The organism is Nocardia terpenica, from assembly GCF_013186535.1.
In the GTDB taxonomy this organism is placed as follows: domain Bacteria; phylum Actinomycetota; class Actinomycetes; order Mycobacteriales; family Mycobacteriaceae; genus Nocardia; species Nocardia terpenica.
Window position 1 is genome coordinate 285,878 of the sequence record NZ_JABMCZ010000004.1, and the last position, 21,208, is coordinate 307,085.

Consider the following 21,208-nt stretch of genomic DNA (forward strand, 5'->3'; position numbering starts at 1 on the left):
ACCCATGCTGTCAGACCTACGCCGGTTCCATTGCCTCGTCGAAGGTTATCCCGCCCTCCACGGTGTGCGGGGTGCGGCGGCGGTTGGGGGAGCCCAGCGCCTCGGTGAGGTCCGAGCCGTCGTGCTCGGCCAGCAGATCCTTCGAATCCCACACCAGAAGCGTTGCGCTGACGGTGTTCTCGGCCGCCGAGTGCGCCAGGTCGTAGTGGGCGCAGGCGGGCACGTGGTCGTAGGTGATCCACAGGTCGTAGCCGGTCATGAACAGGTCCAGATCGAAATCGACCGACAGGCCCAGCAATTCGCTGCGGCCGTTGTCGTCGACACCGGCGAACGCCTCGTCCAGCGCGAGCAGCCGTGGCGCCTGCGGATCGGCCGAATCCAGCATGACGTGGGCGGCCGCGAACAGCGGCAGGTGCAGCGACACCGACTGCTCGCCGCCGGAGAGCGCGCTGTGCCGGGCCACGGTGAGCCGGTCCTCGGTCCCGTCGGCGGTGATCAGCGTGAACGAGAACACCCGCCAGGTGCGGTAATCCAGTGTGGTGGCCAGGATTTCGGGATAGGAGCGCTCCGGGTGCGCGGCCCGCGCGGTCCGGATCTCCGCGGCGAACTGGGCTCGAATGGTGGCCAGATCGTCGGGCCCCAGATCCGATGCGTCGCGGTCGAGCAGCTTGCACACCGCGCGCGCCGACTCCGACAGGTTGTCGGCCAGCACCCAGTGCACGCCGATGGTGTTGCCGGACGACATCCGCCGCTGCTTCATCTCGCTGCCCATGCGGGTGATGAGATCGCGTGCGTCGCAGGTGCGTTCGTGGATCTGCTGGGCCAGGCCGGTCAGCAGCGCGTCCTCCAGGATGCGGCGCTCGGCGTCGGTGAGCAGCAGCTCCTGATCGGCGCGGGCGCGGGCGATGCGGTCGGCGAAATCCGCCAGCGCCGCGACGCCCTGGTCGTCGTGCACCTGCACCACGGTGAGCCCGTCGGCGGCGTCCCACTGCAGCCGGTAGTCCTGGCGCGCGGCGGCCAGCGCGGCATCGAACTCCTGCAGCGCCGCGGTCACCGCGCTGCGGGTGGACTTGCGGGCCGCCTCGCCCGCGCGCACGGATGCCGTTGCGGCGGACAGGCTCTCGAACAGCTCGTGCACCTCGTCCGGCAGCACCCGCGGCTCGGCCCGCGGGCCGCCGGTCTCGATCCGGTACAGCAGCTGCTCCGGTGTCGACCACGCCGCCTCGCTGGCGGGCCAGCGGCCGTCCTCCGGCGCGCCCAGCAGCGACAGCAGATCCGGGCGGGCGTACGGGGCCAGGTGTTTCACGTCAGCGAGCAGCTCGGTGAGGGCGGTGCCGAGCGCGTCGTGCGCGGCCCGGTAGGCGCCCTCGGCGGTGCCCACGCCCTCGATCGCGTCGGCGGCGGCCTTGCGGGCCGACTTCTGTTCCGCGCGAGCGGCTTCGATGCGTTCGCGGGCCTGTTCCAGCTCACGATCGATATCGGCCGCGCCCGCGCCCAGCGCCTCGCGCAGCGTCTCCAGCTTGCGCAGCTGCTCCTCGTAGCCGGTGCGGGCGGCCTCGGCCTCCTCGGCGAACGCCTCGGCCAGATCCCGGGATTCGGCCATCCGGTCGTCGGCCTCGCGGGCGCGCTCGGCCTCGCGCAGCTGGTCGCCGCGCAGCCGCAGCAGCGCCGTGCCGGTGTTCTCGAAATGCCGGATGGCTGCGGCCAGCGCGTCGAGCTCGCCCGGATCGCGCGGGGCCCGGTGCGTGGCCGCGACCGACCGCACCTTCTTGTCCGCGGCGGTGAACTCGGCGACGGCCTGATCCAGATCGCGCTCGGCCTGGGCCGCGGCCTCCGACCGCGACCGCAGCACGCCCGCGGCCTCGGACACCGCCCGCAGCGCCGCGGTGACGGCGCTGGTACGCGGCAATGCCTTGGCGGCCGCCGAGATCCGGCTCAGCGCCTCGGTGGCAGACTCCTCCTCCGCGCGAGCAGCACGCCCGGCCTGCTCGGCCTCCTCCAGCGCGCCCGCCAGATCGGCCAGCCGCAACTCACGGCGACGAGCACGAGCGGTGGCACCGATAAACTCGGCATGCGGTTTGGTGTGACGCCCCACCTGAACCCCCTGCCGATAGCGACCGTCCGCGGCAACGGAGACCGGAGCCCCGGCTTCGCCGGGGAAGGTGCCGCCGGGGGAGTTGGTGTCGGACAGGGCGATCGAGGCGAGTATGTCGGCGACCGCCTGGTGGGGGACGGTCAGTGACTCCGAATCCTCTTCCACCGCCAGTACATCGGCGAGGGTGCGGCCGGAGGGGCGCCGTTCGGGGGGCAGGGGGATCAGGAACTGGTCCGAATTGTGGTGTGGCGGTGGGCTGTCTGCGGATACCCAGGCGTCCAGGAGGTTTGCGGCCTGCAGGGCTGCCTCGAGGCCCGCGGCCTGTTCCGGTGTCACCGAGTCGGCGAAGCGGACCAGTCGCCACAGGGGGGCGCCGGTTCGGCCGGTGCGGTCGTCGGTGCGGGCCGCGAATGGCGGTGGGGCGTCGTCCTTTTCGGCCGCGACCTGCTGCTGTTCGGCGCGCAGCGCGGCGGCGCGGGCGGTGGCCTGCTCGGCGGCGGCGCGGGCCTGCTGGCGGCGGGTGCGGATCTGCTCGGTCAGCGGCTCGGTGCGCTCGGAGAGCACCTCCGCCAGGGTGGGGGCGTCACCGGTCCCGGCGTCGGCGAGCGCGACGTCGAGCGCCTCGAACAGGCCCGCGCGGACCGGCTCGTGGATCTCGCGGTGGCGCTCCCACCAATCCCGCAGGGCCGCAGCGGTATCGGCGCGGGCCAGGGTGACCGCGGCCTCGGCCTCGGCGAGCGCGGCGGCGGCCGTGTCGCGGCCCTCGGTGGCGCGCTGGGCGGCCCGCTCGGCGCGGGTGCGGTCGGCCGCCGCGGCGTCGACCAGGGTGAGCGCCTGCCGCACCGCGCGCACGTCGGCGTCGCGCTCCTCGGCGTGACTGCGCACGGTCGTGGTCAGCTGATCGCCGCGGGCCTGCTCCGGCAGTGCGGCCCAGGCGATTCCGGCCTCCTCGGCCGCGGCGCGCAGCTCCTCCTCGCCGCGGGCGAGCGCGGCGGCGGCGGATTCGACGGCGCCGCGGGCCCGTTCGGCCTCGTCGGCGCGCTGGTCGACCGCCTGCCGGGCCTTGGTGGCCTTGTCGCGGTGCACGGCCGCGGAGGTCTCCAGCCGCCGCACCGCGTCGGCCAGGTCGTCGAGCTGCTGCTTGCCCTCGTAGGCGCTGGACCGCTGCAGCGTCTCGCGATCGGACAGGGCCTGCTCGTAGGCGCGATCGGCCTCCTCGGCGCGCACCTCGGCGGCGCCGCGCTCGGACTCGCGGCGCTCGCGCAGCGCGGTCGCCGCGAACAGCGCCGTGCTCGCGTGGTTGACCGCGTCCAGGCGGGCGCGGACCTGATCCACATCCGATTTGGCCTGCACACCAAGGTATTTGCGATAGACGTCGACGAAGGCGCGGGTGGCGGTGTCGGCCTGGACCAGGCCCTCGAGCGTGCGGCCGACCTCCTCCATATCGCTGAACGAGCGGGCCGCGTCGAGGATCAGTTGCTCGTCCAGCGGGCGCAGGCCGTCGGTGAGCGCCTGCGACAGGCCGCGCGGGTCGAGGTTCTTGGCCAGCTGCGGGCGGCGCAGCGTCAGAATGAGATTGATCAGCTGGTCGTAGCGCTGGATGCCGAGCCCGAACATGCGGGCGTCGATGGCCGCGCGATAGTCGACGGGCCGGTCCACGATGGCGTCGGTGCCGATCTGCTCGGCCAGCTGCTTGCGGGTGAGCGGGCGATCGTCCGGGCCGATGAGCGAGAAGTCCACGCCCACCCGGCCGTCGGCGACGAAGTACCAGCGGGTGACCTTGTCGTTGGATTTGGTGGCGCGCATGCCGATTCCGACGGTCACGATCTCCGGATCGCTCCAGCGGCCGCGCGCGAACTCCATCCACACGTACGAGTACGCCGATTCCTGCTTGCGGTACAGCAGATTCGACTTCATCGTCCGTTCCTCACCGGCGAACGGGTTGAGCCGCCGCGGCTCGATCCGGCCGTCGAAGACGAACGGGAACAACACCTCCAGCGCCTTGGTCTTGCCGGACCCGTTGGGCCCCCGCAACACCAGGCGCCCGTCCGCGAAGCAGAACTCCTGATCCCGGTAGTCCCAGAGATTGACGATGCCCGCGCGGGTGGGGACGAACCGAACTCCACCGTGAATAAGGTCCATCAGCCGTGCCGTCCCCTTCTGTTCTGTCCATGCTTGCTGCGCAGCGTATTTCGGCCCGCCCCTCGTCGCTCCCGGCTGGCGACCCCTCGTTGTTCCCGGCTGGCGACCCCTCGTTGTTCCCGGCTGGCGACCCCTCGTTGTTCCCGGTTGGCAACCCCTCGTCGTTCCCGGCATGCTTTTGGCCGGGACCTCCCGCCGGTCACGACGCGTCCTCCCCCGCAGCGTGCGCCCCCAGTTTGGTTGCCGAGGCGAATAATTCGCTCTCCGCGCGAGTACGAACTGTGACCACCGCGCCCCGATACCGGGCCAGCGCCGGAAGAATCATCAGCTCGTCGCCGAGAACGCGGACCAGGCGCAGCCGCTCGAGCAGGGCCACGACCTCGGTGGTGAGGCCGGGGACGTCCGCCTGCCACTGGGCGGCGAAGGTGGAGCCGTAGCGGTGGGTGAGCTCCTGGACGGTCTCCCGGATCCAGGACAGGGCAATGACCGGATGCTCGGCGACCACCGGCCCGCCGTCGCTCTCGGCGTCCGAATCCTCCTCGGCGGCATCGGGTTCCGCCGGTACCGACAGGGGAGCGAAGACCGTCGCCTCGGGAATCGCGCCGTCGAGCTGATCCTGCAGGGTCGTCGGCGGGGCGGGCAGCGGGCGGCGCGGCACCGGGTTGTCGATATCGAGCACCAGATCCGCGATCTCGCCGACCAGCAGCAGCGCCACCTGCGCGAGGGTGCCGGTGCCGGGGAAGCGGACGTCGGTGAACCGGCCGGAGCTGTCGATCAGCGCCACCCCCTCGGCGCGGCGCTCGGCCCGCAGGCCGGTGAGCAGCTCGACCTCGGCGACCAACTTCTCCGTGCCCAGCAGCGTGCGCTCGTCGGCGGGCAGCTCCTCGGCATACACCACCGGCAGCTCGACCAGCGCCCGGCGCACCCGCCGCGCCGCCGCCGCCCGCGTCTGCGCGCCGGAACCCGGTGCGGCGGAATCGCTCTCGTCGGCGAGCAGCCCGCGCACGCTGTGCAGGTGCTGCAGCACGCGCGGCGGCCGGAACAGCGCGAACACCACCGACCGGTCGATGTCGTAGAGCGCCTCCCCGGCCTCCGGATCGGCGGCCCAGCCCCCGGCGTCGCCGTCGGCGAGGGCGAGCGCCCCGCGCGCGGCCAGCCACGCCACCGCGTCCACGAACGCGTCCCGGTCCGCCGCGCGATCGGTGGACAGCTCCAGCCCGTCCACCCGCGTCGCATAGGCCGCGACCTGATCGGCCAACTCCGACAGCGTGATCTGATCCCCGGCCCGGCCCAGCGCGGCCAGCGCGAGCGACAGATACGCGTAGCGGCGGCGGTCGAAGACGCGCTCGGCCGGGGTGCGGGCGGGCCGCCCGGCGTCCAGGCGGTCGAGCACCGGGAACAGTCGGGCCGTGGTCTCGGTGACCTCCAGCCGGTAGCCGAACAGCTCGGCCAGGTCCTCGCGCAGCTCGGTGGCCCAGCGCCGGATCAGCGGCAGCGCAATACGATCCGGGAAGGTGCGGGTCACCAGATGATTGGCCAGCACGACGCGGGCGGCGCGCTGATAGCTGTCCAGCGCCAGCGCGTCGATACCCCTGGCATGCATCACGGCCGCCCGGAAGCGGTTCGGGCGCGGCTGTTCTCGCGCACCACGAGCTTGCGATTGTTCAGGTGCAGCAGTCCGCGCGCGGTGCGGACCGCGGTGGAGCCCGGATGCTCGGACACCGTCAGCGTCACCCCGCTGTCGCTGCCGGTGGTGCCGGATACCTTGCCGCTCACCGGAACCCACGCCGTCGACGCCGCGTCCAGCAGCCGCAGCAGCACCTCGGTCTCGCGCTCGTCGAGCTCGCGCTCGTGCACGTCCCCCGACGCCAGCGAGCGCGCGGCCTCGGCCCGGGCCCGCTGGGCGTCCAACTGCGCCTCGCGCAGGCGGCGAATTCCCGCGTCGTTGCGCTGAATTCGCGACGGCGCACCCGGCGACGGCGGCCGCCCGGTCTCGGCGAGGGTGCGGGCGATCTCCAACGGCGGTGCGTCCCACCAGGATCGGATCGGCGGGATGACATCCGCGTCGGGGTGCTCCATGGCCAGGTGGCGCGGGCGGCCCAGCCCGAACACCGCGTCGAACAGGGCGTGGGCGCTCTCGGTGGTCGGGGCGGCGGTGAACCAGCCCGCCAGGTGCCGCAGCGCCGACTCCCGGCTCACCCCGCCCTTGCGGGTCTCGGTGACCCGGCGCAGCAGCGACAGCACCGCGGCGATCGCGCTCATCGTCGCCTCCCGCAGCCGCTCCGCCTCGGTGACCGAATTGCCCTCGCCTGCCACGGCTTCGGCGGTGGTGACGAACCACCCGCGCAGGCCGCGCCAGCGGGCCCGCCAGTCGGCCTCCCGCTCGGCCACGCTCAGCAGCACGCGCTCGTCGCACGCCCCCGCCCGCGCGATCAGCTCCTCGACGCCGGTGTCCTCGACCTCGGCGATGGCGGCGGCCAGCCGGGGCGCGAACCGGGCCAGATCCATGCTGAACTCGCGCATGTGCGCCAGCAGCGCATCCTTGTGCGCCAGAAAGGCTTCCGGCGTGGCCTCGGTGGTGCGGACCAGATCGCCCAGGGTCAGGTAGAAGTGGGCGGCGCGGTCGGCCAGTTCCGACAGCGCGGTGTCGAGCCGGTTGAGCACGCGGTAGACGCGCTCGGCGTCGCCGGTCCGGTTGGCCTGCGCCAGCGCCTGCAGATCGGCCAGCAGCTCCGGCAGCACCAGCCGCGACAGCGACGCCTCGTCCAGCCGCGCGCCCAGCACGTCCGCCACCGCCCGATACGCCTGATATCCGGCCTGCGAGAACTGATACACGAAGTGCCGGTTGCGGTATTCGGCCAGCGTCGCCGCGCGGGTGCCGTCGTAACTGCGCTCCAGCACACCCCACTGGTGCAGCTGCTCGAGCAGCGGGCCCACCTCGGCCGCGGTCGGCCGCGGCGCCTGCGGCATCCGGGCCAGGGTCTCGGCCACCTCGCTGGCGTGCAGCAGCACCACGTAGGCGGCGCGGGCATGATCGAACGCGCGCAGCACCCACAGGTATTCGCCGCGCTTCTCCGCGGTCGCGAAGGAGAACAGGCGCAACCGCTCCTCGGCGGCGGTGGCGGCGGTTGGCAATCCTTCAGCGGACTCGGTCACCGGGAAGAGGGTAGTACCGATGTCCGACAGGGCGACGCCGTGGCCGGGCATCGGCGCGCCGCCGCGGCGCGAGCCCGCGGCCGATCAGTCGGCCCGGGTGGCGGCGGTGTGCGATTCGCGCTGGTGAGCGCGGGTGTCGGCGCTCGCCTCGAGCGCCGCGCGCTCCACCGTGAGCAAGCTCTCCTCGCTGTGTTCGGCGTGGTAGGCCCGCCCGCCGCCGTTCAGGCCGAACAGGCGCTTGGACCACAGCAGCCAGATCACCGCCGCGATATTGATCAGCAGCGCGCCCGCCCGCACCACGGTGACGCGCTCGGTCAGCTCGTAGATCTCGAACGGCAGGAAGATACTGGTCGCGATCACCGCGAAGTACTCGCCCCAGCGCTGCACCAGCCACAGGCCCACGGCCTCGACGAATTCGATGACCGCATAGGCCAGCAATCCCACCGCGATCAGGGTGAGCACGGTCGGGGAGAGCGTCCAGCCCTTCTCGATGAAGTGCACGATCTTGGAATTGTCCGGATTCCAGCCGATCTGGTCGGCCAGCGGCTTGATCAGCGGCATCTCCCGATCGAAGGCCGCCTTCAGCCGGGTCTGCGAGTTGCGCACCTTGAATACGCCGACCGCGAGTAAGACGAACACGATGCCGCGCACGATGCGCTCGGCGGCGAGCAGCCGCATGATGAATCGGTCGCGCAGCAGCCGCCCGCGCGGAACCTCGGGCGCCGCGTCGGCCGGTCCGCGCCCGCGCGGCTCGCCGACCACGAAGTCGCCGCAGCGCAGGCAGCGCCACGCCGGTCCGGCCGCGGTCGAAACATGCAGGCGCTCAGCCAATCCGGTCTCATCGGGGGCGTAGGTCTCGTGGCCGTGCCAGGAGCAGGCCCGCAGACTGAAGTCCATTCGGTGCAGAATACCGGTGCCGCGTCAATCCGCCGCCAACGACCGCAGCTGATCCAGATACGCGTGCGTGCGCGGGTCGCCCGGATAGCGCTCGATCATCTCCCGCGCCGCCTCGCCCGCGATCCACAGCAGCGACGGCAGCGAGCGGCGCTTCCCGGACAGCGCGCGGATGCCCTCGTCGACGGCGCGCTCCAGATCACGGGCGCGCACCGCCACCACCGCCAGCGTCAGCTGCGCCTCCGACACGCGCATCGGCCTGCGAATAGAACCGTCCGGTCCGGTCGAGGTCCGGATGACCTGGCGGGCATAGCTTTCGGCCAGCCGGTCGTCACCGGCGACCCGGCAGCAGTCCATCGCGTAGAAGTCGAACTTCTGCGGGTCGACCACGAAGTGATTGTCCAGATTGGCCGGGCAGTCCAGTCGCTCCAGGATCGCCCTCCCCTGCGCGAGGGCCGTTTCCATGGCCGATCGATCGCCGATGCGCGCCCAGCTCTTCGCCTGCTGCGCCGCCAGCTGTACGCCGACGCCGAGATGCTCGGTAGTTGCCCGCGCGCCCTCGGCGGCCTCGATCGCGCCGCGATAGTTGCCCTGGGTCAAAGCGAACCAAGCGGCCATTTCGGCTCCCCAGCCGATGATTTCGGCGTGCTCGGCCTCCTGGCCCAGCGACGTCGCGGCCCGGCGTGTCGCCTCGGCGGCGGTGCGCCAGCCGAGGTCGTAGTCGACACATCCGACCAATAGCGCCACCCATCCGGCGAGCACGAGCACCTCGCGATGCTGCGCCAGTGTCAGGCGGCCGTCCAGGAGCGAGGTGATGCGCCGCAGCCACGCGGTGCCCTCGGCGTGCAACTCGTGCGGATCGGCGCAGGAGTATTCACAGCACAGTCGCTCGGCGGTGATGCGGATGGCGTCCAGGGTCGCCGACGAAACATCGGACATCCGAAGGCGTCCGATGAACTCGAGGGTGTCCATGCCGGTGGAGGACAGCAGCTCGTCGTCGCGGTTGGGGCGGGCCTTCGGGAAGAAGGCCGCGGTCACCGTGTCGAAGGCGGCGGCGATGATAGGGGCATAGAAGTCGTCCGGCCGCGACTCGCCCGATTCCCAGCGGCGCCAGTTCCGCAGGAGGGTACTGTCTGTCGGCAGATTGTGCGACGACTTGGCGCGCATCGCCCGGACGGCATCGGCCTGTGACCACCCCCTGGCGTCGCGTTCCGAACGCATCCTGACAGCCCAGACGGGTCGATCGTCACCAGCGGCCACGATCGTAGTATCCCACCAGTTAACGCAAGATGGCCCGGATAGGGCATCCAGTTGTCACCGCATTGACATCTGCAAGTACATTTGCACGCATCGCATGATGAGTGTGGGTAGTTTGCCAGCCCTGTGCAGGCCCCCTGCGCACCGTCGAAACTGCAGTACCTCGCCCGCTTCGGCGGGCGGCCTATCCAACCAAGAGAACAGCGAATCCCAGTCCACATCCATACGGAGGTTCGGGTGGAAGCGTTGATCTATGGATACGTGCGTGACGACCTGGCCGATGGTCACAGCGACGAGCTCGAGGACGCGATGTTCACCTTCGCGCGCGCCGAGGGTCTCTGCTTCGCCGCAACGTTCCATGAATCGACCCCGGGTGACGGCACCGCGTTCGCGGAGCTGACGGCCGAGCTCAAGCGCGCCGATGCGCACCATGTGGTGGTGCCGTCACTCGATCATCTTGCCGGTCAGACCATTCCGCGCGACCTGCTGATCGCGAAGCTGGCGCACGAGGCGGAAGCCCAGATCTGGACCGTCGAGCACTGCGACCGAGCCCCGCAGCGTGCGCGCTAGCGCCACCAGCCCGGCCGCGAACACACCCACCGCGAGCGAGGCCACCACCGCCACCGCCGGGTGCTGTCCGAACAACGGATACACCTGCCAGTGCAGCAGATACGTGAACAGGGAGGCGTCTGCGAGCACCGCGGCCCCGGCGGCCACGAGCGCCGGCGTCCGCAGCGCGGGCAACCAGATCAGCAGCAGCAACCCGGCGACGACCACGTGTTCGCGGTCGGCATTGTCGAAATAGCCGGGCACGGCCGCGATCACGATGGCGCTGAGCGCGGTGCGCCGCACCGGATCGGTCGCCTTGGCGGCCGCCCAGCCGAGCACGAAGATCCAGAACGCCAGTGGCGAGAAGGGTGCGTCGGCCTTCGGATACCAGCCGAAGGTCTGCACGCGCGCGATCAGCGCCACCCCCAGCAGCGCCGCCGGAAACCAGAACGGCGCGCGCCGCGCCAGCGCGTCCACCCACCGCACGCGCAGCAGCAGCGCGGCGGCGAGCAGGAAGTAGACCAGCACCTCCACGAACCACAGGTGGCCCGCGGTCGGGCTGTCGGTCGGGCCCAGAATCTTGTTGAGCAGCAGCAGGTTCTGCCAGGAGTAGTAGTCGGAGAACAGCATGGTCGCCGCCACCCAGGCCGCGGTGGGCACCGCGATCAGCGCCACCGTGCGCAGGATGTGCCCGAGCCGCTGCGCCCGCGCGGTGGTGAGGGCGAACCGGGCGAAGTTGAATCCGGCGACGCCGAGCATCACGTGCGCGCCGCCCCACAGCTCGAACAGTCCCGCGTGCGAGCCCACGATCAGCACGATCCCGATCGCGCGCAGCAGCACGGTGGTGTCGAGGGAGCGGCCGAACCCGGTGCGGCGGCGCGCAACCGCGGCCAGCTCGGCGATCGGGGTGTTCGGCCAGTCGGCGGGCAGCCGCCCGAGGGCCTGCCCGAGGCGTACCGACAGCCGGACATAGGTGAGCGAATCGCCGCCGAGTTCGGCGAACGTGCGGCGCGGATCGATCGCGGCGGCGTCGCGGCCGAGCGCCTCCGCGAACAGTGCGCGCAGGGCGTCGGCCGACGATCCCGCCGGGGGCGGAACGGATTTCGGGCGTCGATTCCCGATGTCGCGAATGGCGGAGTAGTCCGTTTTCCCGTTCGGTAGCCGAGGAATTTCCGAGACGGCGTGCACCAGGATCGCCGAGGCCGGTAATCCGGACAATTCCGCTACCAGACCAGTCGGGTCGGCGGTCGGATTCTCCACGGCGACCACGAGGGTGCGGTCGTCGAATTCCGCGCAGTAGCCCCGATATCCGGCGGCGGCGAGCCCGGATTCGATGCGCTGCAGGTCGATTCGCAGCCCGAAGATCTTCGCGAACCGGCTGCGGCGGCCCAGCAGCCGGTACAGGCCCGCGTCGGTGCGGTCGGCGAGATCGCCGGTGCGCAGGGCGGTCACGGTGCGGCCGAGCGCGAGATCGGCGGCCGATTCGGCGTAGCCCAGCATGACATTGGGGCCGTGGTAGACCAGTTCGGTGCCCTCCTCGACCTCGGCGAGGCCGAATCTGCCACCGGGGATGGCGATTCCGACGCAGTCGGGGTGGTCGGCGGCGAGCGCGGGCGGCAGGTAGGCCATCCGCGAGGTGGCCTCGGTCTGCCCGTACATGACCACGAACTCCCAGCCCGCCGCGGCGGCGAGCCCGGCGTAGCGGCGCACCGCCGCCGGATCCAGGCGTCCGCCCGACTGGGTCACATAGCGCAGGTGCGGCAACGACATTCGGTCGAAGCCGATGCGGTCGAGCAGGTCGATGGTGTACGGCACCGCCGCGAAACAGGTGGCTCGGTGGCGCCGGAACCGTTGCCAGAACTCGGGATCGGTCACCGACCGGTCGGTGAGCAGCAGGCTCGCGCCGCGCAGCAGGTGGCTGTGCACCACCGACAGTCCGTAGCAGTAGAACAGCGGCAGTGTGGTCGCCGCCCGGTCCGCCGCCCCGATGCGCAGATAGGTGGCGATGGCGGCGGCGTTGGCGAACAGGTTGCGGTAGGACAGCCGCACCAGCTTCGGCGACCCGGTCGAGCCCGAAGTGCTCAGCAGCAGAGCGAGATCCGGATGCAGGGTGTGTGCCGACCGCTGCCGCAGCACCGTCGGCGCCGGGATGCCGCCGTGCGGGTCGGGCTCGATGACGACGTCGGGATCGTAGGTGCGCGAAAGGTCTTCGCCCACCTCACCGGTCAGCAACACCACGCATCCGGCCGCGAGCGCACCGAGATAGGCCACCAGCGAACCGATCTCGTTGCGGGCGGCGAGCGCGACCAGCCGCCGCTGCGGACCGAGCCGGTGCGCGTAGTCGTCGACCAGCTCGGCCAGCCCCGCATAGGTGACGGCCCGGTCCCCGTCCGCGATCACCGCCGTCCGTTCGCCGAATGCCCGCAGGTGCGCGACGATCCGAGACGAGGTCACCCGCGGGAGTGTAGTGCTGGAAGTTCGCTGCCCCCGGGAGGCGCGCGCCGCCTACAGGCCGAAGCCGCCCTTCCCGCCTCGTCGTCGCAGATATTTCTCGAACTCCGCCGCGATGGCGTCGCCGTCGATCTTGGACATGGCCTCGTTCAGGTCCACGGCCGCGTCGCCGCGCTCCTCGAGCGAGCGCACGTACTCGCTGACCTCCTCGTCCCCGGCGGTCATCTCGTCGACGGCGGACTCCCAGTCCTCGGACTGGGCGGGCAGCTCGCCGAGCGGGACCTCGATGTCGAGCACGTCCTCGACCCGGTGCAGCAGGGCGATGGTGGCCTTGGGGTTGGGCGGCTGCGACACGTAGTGCGGCACCGCCGCCCAGAACGACACCGCCGGAACGCCCGCGCGCACGCAGGCGTCCTGCAGCACGCCGGTGATGCCGGTCGGGCCCTCGTAGCGGGTCTGTTCCAGGTTGAAGCGCTCGGCCGCCTCCTTGCTGTAGGCGGTGCCGGTGACGGGGACGGGGCGGGTGTGCGGGGTGTCGGCGAGCAGCGCACCGAGGATGACAACCGTTGTGACGCCGAGCTGTTCGACCAGTTCGATGATGTCGGCGCAGAAGCTGCGCCAGCGCATGTTCGGTTCGATGCCGTGCAGCAGCACCACATCGCGTTCGCTGCCGGGTGGCGAGCACACCGACAGGGTGGTGGACGGCCATTGGATCTCGCGCGTGACGCCGTCCACCTGACGGACGGTCGGACGGTTCACCTGGTAGTCGTAGTAGTCCTCGGAGTCCAGCTCGGCGAGGGGTTCGGCGTCCCAGATCAGTTCCAGATGTTCCACGGCGCCACTGGCCGCATCGGCCGCGTCGTTCCAGCCTTCGAAGGCGGCGACGAGGACCGGATCGCGCAGCGTCGGCAGGTCCGGATCGGGTGATGCACTGGGGTTCACTCGGTCAGCCTACGGTGTCTCGCCCCGCCTGTTCACCGCATATTGCTCGAACGCGCGTGTCGCTAGGGGCGTTGCGGACCGGCGGGTACCGACGGCCCGCAACGGGGAAGTGTGGCGCGGGACACGTTCGGTGGGTGGAGGGTGTGCGCGGGGGCGGGATTGTCGACCTTGACCATTACTCTTGAGTACATGTCTGTGTCCTCGGGTTCCGCGTTCGATACCACGCTTCTCGATGCGCTGTCGCGGCGCGTTGTGATCGGCGACGGTGCGATGGGCACCATGTTGCAGGCCGCCGATCTCACCTTGGACGACTTCCGGGGGTTGGAGGGGTGTAACGAGATCCTGAACGAAACCCGGCCGGATGTGTTGCGGTCGATTCACCGCGCGTACTTCGAGGCGGGCGCCGATGCGGTGGAGACCAATACCTTCGGGTGCAATCTACCGAATCTCGCCGACTACGGGATCTCCGACCGGATCCGGGATCTGTCCGAGCGCGGCACCCGGCTGGCCCGCGAGGTCGCCGACGAGATGGGGCCGACCGCCTACGGGACCGCGCGGTACGTGCTGGGGTCGATGGGTCCGGGTACCAAGCTGCCGACGCTGGGACACGCCCCGTACGCCGTGCTGCGCGATGCCTACACCGAGGCCGCGCTGGGCATGCTCGAGGGCGGTGCGGACGCGATTCTGGTGGAGACCTGCCAGGACCTGTTGCAGGTCAAGGCCGCGGTCGTCGGCAGCAGGCGGGCGATGGCGCGGGCCGGGCGCCGGATTCCGATCATCACCCACGTGACCGTGGAGACCACCGGCACCATGCTGGTGGGCAGCGAGATCGGCGCGGCGCTGACCGCGATCGAACCGCTCGGCGTGGACATGATCGGCCTGAACTGCGCGACCGGCCCGGACGAGATGAGCGAGCATCTGCGGCACCTGTCCAAGCACGCGGAGATCCCGGTGTCGGTGATGCCGAACGCGGGCCTGCCGGTGCTGGGGGCCAAGGGCGCGGAGTATCCGCTCGCCCCCGACGAGCTGGCCGCGGCGCTGCGCGGTTTCGTCACCGAATTCGGGCTGTCGCTGGTGGGCGGCTGCTGCGGCACCACCCCCGAGCACATTCGCCAGGTCGCCGCCGCGGTGGCGGACGTGCAACCGGCGCAGCGGACCCCGCGGCACGAACCGGCGGTGGCCAGCGTCTACACGGCGGTGCCGTTCGAGCAGGACGCGTCGATCATGATGATCGGCGAGCGCACGAATGCCAACGGCTCCAAGGCGTTCCGTGAGGCGATGCTGGCGGGGGACTGGCAGAAGTGCCTGGACATCGCCAAGGACCAGACCCGCGACGGCGCGCACATGCTCGACCTGTGCGTCGACTACGTGGGCCGCGACGGCACCGCGGACATGGCCGAGCTGGCGGGGCGGCTGGCGACGGCGTCGACGCTGCCGATCATGCTCGATTCCACCGAAACCGCGGTCCTGCGTGCGGGTTTGGAGCATCTGGGCGGCCGGTGCGCGATCAACTCGGTCAACTACGAGGACGGCGCGGGGCCGGAGTCGCGGTTTCAACAGACGATGCGACTGGTCGCCGAGCACGGCGCCGCGGTCGTCGCGCTGACCATCGACGAGGAGGGGCAGGCGCGCACGGCGGCGAAGAAGGTCGAGATCGCCGAGCGCCTGATCGCCGACATCACCGGCAACTGGGGCCTGGCCGAGAGCGACATCATCATCGATACCCTCACCTTCACCCTGGGCACCGGGCAGGAGGAGTCCCGCCGCGACGGGATCGAGACCATCGAGGCGATCCGCGAACTCAAGCGCCGCCACCCGCACGTGCAGACCACCCTCGGATTGTCGAATATCTCCTTCGGCCTGAATCCGGCGGCGCGGCAGGTATTGAATTCGGTATTCATGCACGAATGCGTGCAGGCCGGTCTGGACTCGGCCATCGTGCACGCGTCGAAGATCCTGCCCATCAGCCGCATTCCGGAACGGCAGCGCGAGACCGCCCTGGACCTGGTCTACGACCGCCGCCGCGACGGCTACGACCCGCTGCAGGAACTGATGGCGATGTTCGAGGGCGTGTCCGCGGCTTCGAGCAGGGCGTCGCGCGCGGAGGAGCTGGCGGCGCTGCCGCTGTTCGACCGGCTGGAGCGGCGCATCGTCGACGGCGAGAAGGCCGGGATGGCCGAGGATCTCGACGCCGCGATGGCCGAGGTCCCGCCGCTGCAGATCATCAACGAGACCCTGCTGGCGGGCATGAAGACCGTCGGTGAGCTGTTCGGGTCCGGGCAGATGCAGCTGCCGTTCGTGCTGCAGTCCGCCGAGACGATGAAAGCGGCCGTGGCGCACCTGGAACCGCACATGGAGGCCACCGACGACTCCGGCAAGGGCCGGATCGTGCTGGCCACCGTGAAGGGCGACGTGCACGACATCGGCAAGAACCTGGTCGACATCATCCTGTCCAACAACGGGTACGAGGTGGTGAATCTCGGGATCAAACAGCCGATCTCGGCGATCCTGGACGCCGCGGTGGACAAGAAGGCCGACGTGATCGGCATGTCCGGGCTGCTGGTCAAGTCCACGGTGGTGATGAAGGAAAACCTCGAGGAGATGAACACCCGGGGCATGGCCGACCAGTACCCGGTCCTGCTCGGCGGCGCCGCCCTCACCCGCGCCTACGTGGAGAACGATCTCACCGACGTCTACGAGGGCGACGTGCACTACGCCCGCGACGCCTTCGAGGGCCTGCGGCTGATGGACGACATCATGACCCGCAAACGCGGCGGCGCCGTGGTCGACGACAGCCCGGAGGCGCTCGCGGAGAAGCGCAAGGCCGCCGAGCGCAAGGCCCGGCACGAGCGATCCCAGCGGATCGCCGCCGAGCGCCGCGCGCAGGAAACCCCGGTCGTGGTGCCGGAGCGGTCGGACGTGGCCGCGGACCTGCCGGTGCCGGTGCCGCCGTTCTGGGGCACCCGGGTGGTGAAGGGCCTTGCGATCCACGACTATTCGGGCCTGCTCGACGAGCGCGCCCTGTTCCTGGGGCAGTGGGGGCTGCGCGGTCAGCGCGGCGGCGACGGCCCCACCTACGAGGAACTGGTGGAGACCGAGGGCCGTCCCCGGCTGCGCTACTGGCTGGATCGGCTCGCGACCGAGGGCGTGCTACAGCACGCTGCCCTGGTGTACGGGTACTTCCCGGCCGTCTCCGAGGGCGACGACGTGGTGGTGCTGTCCGAGCCGGATCCCGCTGCGCCGCAGCGGTTCCGGTTCACCTTCCCGCGCCAGCAGCGCGACCGGTTCCTGTGCATCGCCGACTTCGTCCGCTCGCGGGAGGCGGCGGTGGCGCACGGACAGGTGGACGTGCTGCCGTTCCAGTTGGTGACGATGGGCCAGCCGATCGCCGATTTCGCCAACGAGTTGTTCGCCGCCGACAATTACCGCGACTACCTCGAGGTGCACGGGATCGGCGTGCAGCTGACCGAGGCGCTGGCCGAGTACTGGCACCGCCGGATCCGCGAAGAACTTGTCCTGGAAGGACATTCGATCGCCGAACAGGACCCCTCCGATGTGCGGGACTACTTCAAACTGGGATATCGTGGTGCCCGCTACTCCTTCGGCTACGGCGCCTGCCCGGACCTCGAGGATCGGGCGAAACTGGTGTCGCTGTTGGAATCCGAGCGCATCGGTGTGACATTGTCGGAGGAGTTGCAGCTGCATCCGGAGCAGTCGACGGATGCTTTCGTCCTACTGCATCCGGAAGCTAAATACTTCACCGCGTAGGGTTTTGGAATTCCGGGCTTCACACGCAGAGTGGCAGGGTGGCTCGGCGTGTGAGCGCAGGAGGGTACGACAACATGACGGCGGACCGGCTGGTCGCGGGACGGTACAGGCTGGGCGATCCCATCGGCACCGGGGCCATGGGGGTGGTGTGGCGGGCCAGTGATGTGCGTCTGCGCCGCACCGTCGCGGTCAAACAGCTGATCCTGGCGCCGGGCCTGACCAAGGCACAGGCGCTCGAGGCCAAGATGCGGGCGATGCGCGAGGGCCGCATCGCCGCGCGGCTGCACCATCAGAACGCCGTCACCGTATTCGACGTCGCCGAAGAGGACGGCCAGCCGTGGCTGGTCATGGAATTCGTCGACGCCCCCAGCCTGGCCGCGCTCATGCGCGACAAGGGTCCGATGGATCCGCAGGAGGTGGCGCGCATCGGCGCGAAGGTGGCCGGCGCCCTGGCCGCCGCGCACGCCGCGGGCATCGTGCACCGCGACGTCAAGCCCGCGAATATCCTTGTGGCCGATGACGGTACGGTGAAGATCACCGATTTCGGCATCTCCCGCGCGGTCGGCGACGTGACCGTCACCTCGACCGGATTTCTGGCCGGTACCCCCGCGTATCTGTCGCCGGAGGTGGCGCGCGGGGAGAACCCGGAGCCGAGCTCCGATGTGTTCGCGCTCGGCTCCACGCTGTACGCCGCGGTCGAGGGCACCCCGCCGTTCGGTGAGGGCGACAACCCGCTCGCGGTGCTGCATTCGGTGGCCCGCGCGCAGGTGAACGAGCCCAAGCGCGCCGGAACGCTGGGTCCGGTGCTGATGACCCTGCTCGCCGCCGAGGCCGCCGACCGCCCGACCATGAAGCAGGCCCGGGAGGCGATGGAGGCGGTCGCCGAGGGCCGCGCCGCGGAGCTGCCCCGGCAGGCCACCAGGGTGCTGCCGAAAACCGCTGCGGCCGTGGACACTTCCGCCGCCACCACGGTGCTGTCGGGCGCGCGGCCCGCGGGCGATGCCGCGGCCGCGACCGTGCACATCGCCGCCGACTCCGGTTCCGGTGGGACCACGCCCGCGGCACCCGCTGCGCCGCAAGCGAATTCGGGCGGCGCGGGAAATCGCAAGCTGCTGCTGCTCGCCGGTGCGGGCGTGCTGGTCGTGCTGGTGATCGTCGGACTGATCGCGGTCCTGACCCGCGGCGGCGACGGCGGCAGTCACTCGGTCGCGGCCGGACGGGCACCGGCGGCGTCCTCGGTGGCGGCGCCCCCGGCGGAGGGTGGCGCGCCGGTGCCCGGCGGCGGCCAGGCGGGCGGCGCCCAATCCGGTGGTGGCCAGTCCGGCGGTTCGCAGGCCGGTAGCGCTCAGCCCGGTGGCGGCGCGGCGGCGACCACGACGCCAGCGCCGCCGAGCACGTCCGGGTCGGCGACCCCGACTCCCACTCCGTCGGCGCCGAGCTCGGCGCCGCCCAGCAGTGCCCCGCGGACCACGGTCACCACGACCCCGTTCGGCCCGGCCGCGCCCCCGGCCGCCAATCTGACCGGCTTCGTCTACAGCTATTACGGTGCGCTGCCGGGCAATACGTCGAGCGCGTGGGCGATGCTCTCGCCCGGGTATCAGGCATCGACCGGCGGATACCAGGCGTATGCGAGCTGGTGGTCGACCATCGCGTCGGTGTCGGTGAACAGCGTCACGCAGACCGGCCCCGATATGGCGACCGCCGCGCTGACCTACCGCAAGAAGGACGGCACCGTCACCTCCGAATCGCGGTGGCTGCGGGTCGACTCGTCCGGTGGCCGCATGCTGATCACCGGCTCCGGAACGTAACCCGTGGCCGCCGGTGTGTCGGCTGCCGTTATCCTGGACGCCGGTCCGGATCTTTCCGGGCGGAGATAATCATCGTTCGGAAGGAGCTCTCCGGGTGACAGCGCTGGCCGCCGTCCTGTGGGATATGGACGGGACTCTGCTGGATTCGGAGAAGCTCTGGGACATCGGGATGCGGGAGCTCGCGGTCGAGCTCGGCGGGCGGATGACCGACGAGATCCGGCACGCCCTCATCGGCGCCGCCGCGCCCGAGGCCCTGCGAATCACCTTCGACGGTCTCGGCCTGGAACGCGACCCCGCGGCCATGGCCGCGGCCGGCGCCTGGCTCGAGCGCCGCGTCGTCGAATTGATGGCCGGGCCCATCCCGTGGCGCCCGGGCGCGAAGGACGCCCTGGCCCTGGTCCGCGCGGCGGGACTGAAGAGCGCCCTGGTCACCAACACGAAGCGCTCGGTAGCCGAACTCTGCCTGGACACCCTCGGCCGCGACTACTTCGACCACACCGTCTGCGGCGACGACGTCCCCCACGGCAAACCGGCCCCCGACCCCTACCTCCGCGCCGCCGAACTCCTCGGCGTCCCCCCGAAAACCTGCCTGGCCGTAGAAGATTCCCCCACCGGCTCCCGCGCCGCCACCCGTGCAGGCTGCGCCGTCCTGGTGGTCCCCTGCGAAGTCCCGGTCCCCCCGGCCCCCTCACTGATCTTCCGCCCCACCCTCCTCGGCCTGACCCTCCCCGACCTCCACCAGATCCACCGGGAATCCCTGATCTCCTCCGACTCCCCGCACTGACTCCCTCGGCTTGCCGTGCCGAGTCTCCTGGCTCGTCGCGCTGAGCCCCTTGATCCTGCGCGCTGAGTCTCTTCATCCTGCGCGCCGGGTCCCTGCACGCTGAGTCTCTTGTCCCCGGCGCGTCGAATCTCTTGATCCCGGCATGTCGAATCTCTTGATCCCGGCATGTCGAATCTCTTGATCCCGGCGCGTCGAATCTCTTGATCCCGGCGTGCTTTTGGCCGGGATCCACCGCGAGATCCCGGCCAAAAGCGCGCCGGGATCAAGGGTGTATGCGCGCCGGGATGGGGGGTGTATGCGCGCCGGGATGGGGGGTGTATGCGCGCCGGGATGGAGGGTGTATGTGCGCCGGGATGGAGGGTGGGTGCGCGCCGGGATCAAAGGTGGAGGCGCGCCGGGGGCCATCGCAATCCGGCCCTTCCCGCCCGCTGACCCTTATATGACGTTTCTCTGTGATCTCTGGGAATCCCGGCGCGCCGCCGACGTGCCGGTACAGAATGAGCGGTATGGCTGCGGCGGAACTGCTTGATTCCGAACGGTATCCACTGACCGAACCGGACAGCGCCGCCTGGCGTGCCGTGGTGGCACAGGCACGCGACGATCTCGCCGCCGACGGATGTTGCGTACTACCGGGATTCATCCGCCCGCAGCTGCTGGACACCCTGCGCGTGCAGGGCCGTGCGCTGGCCCCGCACGCCTACTACACCGTCGAGCAGGTCAATGCCTACAATATCCCGGTCGATGCCGACCTGCCCGAGGGGCACCCGGGCCGGATCGTGCTGGAACGCGGAAACGCCTTCGTCGCACGCGATCTCATCCCGCCCGACGCGCTGATCCAGGTGCTCTACACCAGCCCGCTGTTCCAGCGGTTCGTCGCCGACTGCTTCGGCCTCGCCGCACTGCACGAATTCGCCGACCCGCTCGCCGGGCTGTGCCTGAACGTGGTGTCGCCCGGGATGTCGCATCCGTGGCACTTCGACACCAACGAATTCACCGTCTCCATGCTCACCCAGGAACCGGAGGAGGGCGGAATCTTCGAGTACTGCCCCGCGATCCGGTCGCCGCACGCGGAGAACCTCGCCGACGTGCGCGCCGTACTGACCGGCGACGGTGAGCGTTTCATCCGCCGGCTGACCCTGCGGCCCGGCGATCTACAGCTGTTCCAGGGCCGGTTCGCGCTGCACCGGGTCTCGCCCGTGGTCGGCGACCGGCAGCGGCACACGGCGATCTTCGCCTACAGCGAGCGGCCCGGAGTCATCGGAAACCTCGAACGCACCCGGCAGTTGTTCGGGCGGGTGCTTGCGGATCACCACGCCGCGGCCGGCGTCGTCCGCGGTGATCGACTACTCGACTGAGAGAGAG

General features: G+C 70.7%; 11 protein-coding genes. 4 read left to right on the forward strand and 7 right to left on the reverse strand.

The genetic code is table 11. The features are described 5' to 3' along the window. Positions 1-16: 16 nt before the first annotated feature. From HPY32_RS34105 to HPY32_RS34140, 7 genes are all read right to left on the reverse strand, one after another. Positions 17-4,237 (reverse strand): TIGR02680 family protein, encoded by a 4,221-nt coding sequence (locus tag HPY32_RS34105; RefSeq protein ID WP_067589681.1) that lies wholly within the window; start codon positions 4,235-4,237, stop codon positions 17-19. A 199-nt stretch (positions 4,238-4,436) separates the two neighbouring features. Beyond that, complete coding sequence (locus HPY32_RS34110) at positions 4,437-5,840, reverse strand: TIGR02678 family protein (protein ID WP_067589678.1); 1,404 nt, start codon at positions 5,838-5,840, stop codon at positions 4,437-4,439. Then, the gene (locus HPY32_RS34115; protein ID WP_067595949.1) at positions 5,840-7,339 is read right to left on the reverse strand and encodes a TIGR02677 family protein; all 1,500 of its coding nucleotides are present in this window, start codon (positions 7,337-7,339) and stop codon (positions 5,840-5,842) included. Before HPY32_RS34115 ends, HPY32_RS34110 begins: the two co-directional genes overlap by 1 nt. A gap of 138 nt (positions 7,340-7,477) precedes the next feature. Continuing rightward, positions 7,478-8,290, reverse strand: a complete 813-nt coding sequence (locus tag HPY32_RS34120; protein WP_067589675.1) for a DUF2127 domain-containing protein — start codon at positions 8,288-8,290, stop codon at positions 7,478-7,480. Positions 8,291-8,314: 24 nt separating this feature from the next. Continuing rightward, the gene (locus tag HPY32_RS34125; RefSeq protein WP_197696537.1) at positions 8,315-9,508 is read right to left on the reverse strand and encodes an XRE family transcriptional regulator; all 1,194 of its coding nucleotides are present in this window, start codon (positions 9,506-9,508) and stop codon (positions 8,315-8,317) included. A 480-nt stretch (positions 9,509-9,988) separates the two neighbouring features. After that, on the reverse strand, positions 9,989-12,547 hold the full coding sequence (locus HPY32_RS46655; protein WP_067589669.1) for an AMP-binding protein: 2,559 nt from the start codon (positions 12,545-12,547) through the stop codon (positions 9,989-9,991). Between the two features lie 51 nt (positions 12,548-12,598). Then, the gene (locus HPY32_RS34140; protein ID WP_067589666.1) at positions 12,599-13,486 is read right to left on the reverse strand and encodes a PAC2 family protein; all 888 of its coding nucleotides are present in this window, start codon (positions 13,484-13,486) and stop codon (positions 12,599-12,601) included. 189 nt (positions 13,487-13,675) lie between these two features. Between HPY32_RS34140 and metH the strand changes: the two genes are divergently transcribed. The 4 genes from metH (at position 13,676) to HPY32_RS34160 (ending at position 21,201) form a co-directional block, all read left to right on the forward strand. Further along, on the forward strand, positions 13,676-17,254 hold the full coding sequence (gene metH, locus HPY32_RS34145; protein WP_067589663.1) for a methionine synthase: 3,579 nt from the start codon (positions 13,676-13,678) through the stop codon (positions 17,252-17,254). A 50-nt stretch (positions 17,255-17,304) separates the two neighbouring features. Continuing rightward, positions 17,305-19,062: a serine/threonine-protein kinase gene (locus tag HPY32_RS34150; protein WP_231951689.1), complete on the forward strand. Its 1,758-nt coding sequence runs from the start codon at positions 17,305-17,307 to the stop codon at positions 19,060-19,062. Between the two features lie 94 nt (positions 19,063-19,156). Further along, the gene (locus HPY32_RS34155; RefSeq protein ID WP_269456514.1) at positions 19,157-19,846 is read left to right on the forward strand and encodes an HAD family hydrolase; all 690 of its coding nucleotides are present in this window, start codon (positions 19,157-19,159) and stop codon (positions 19,844-19,846) included. A 506-nt stretch (positions 19,847-20,352) separates the two neighbouring features. Continuing rightward, positions 20,353-21,201 carry a HalD/BesD family halogenase gene (locus tag HPY32_RS34160; protein ID WP_231951688.1) on the forward strand — a complete coding sequence of 283 codons (849 nt, stop codon included), beginning with the start codon at positions 20,353-20,355 and terminating at the stop codon, positions 21,199-21,201. The last annotated feature ends 7 nt before the right edge of the window (positions 21,202-21,208 follow it).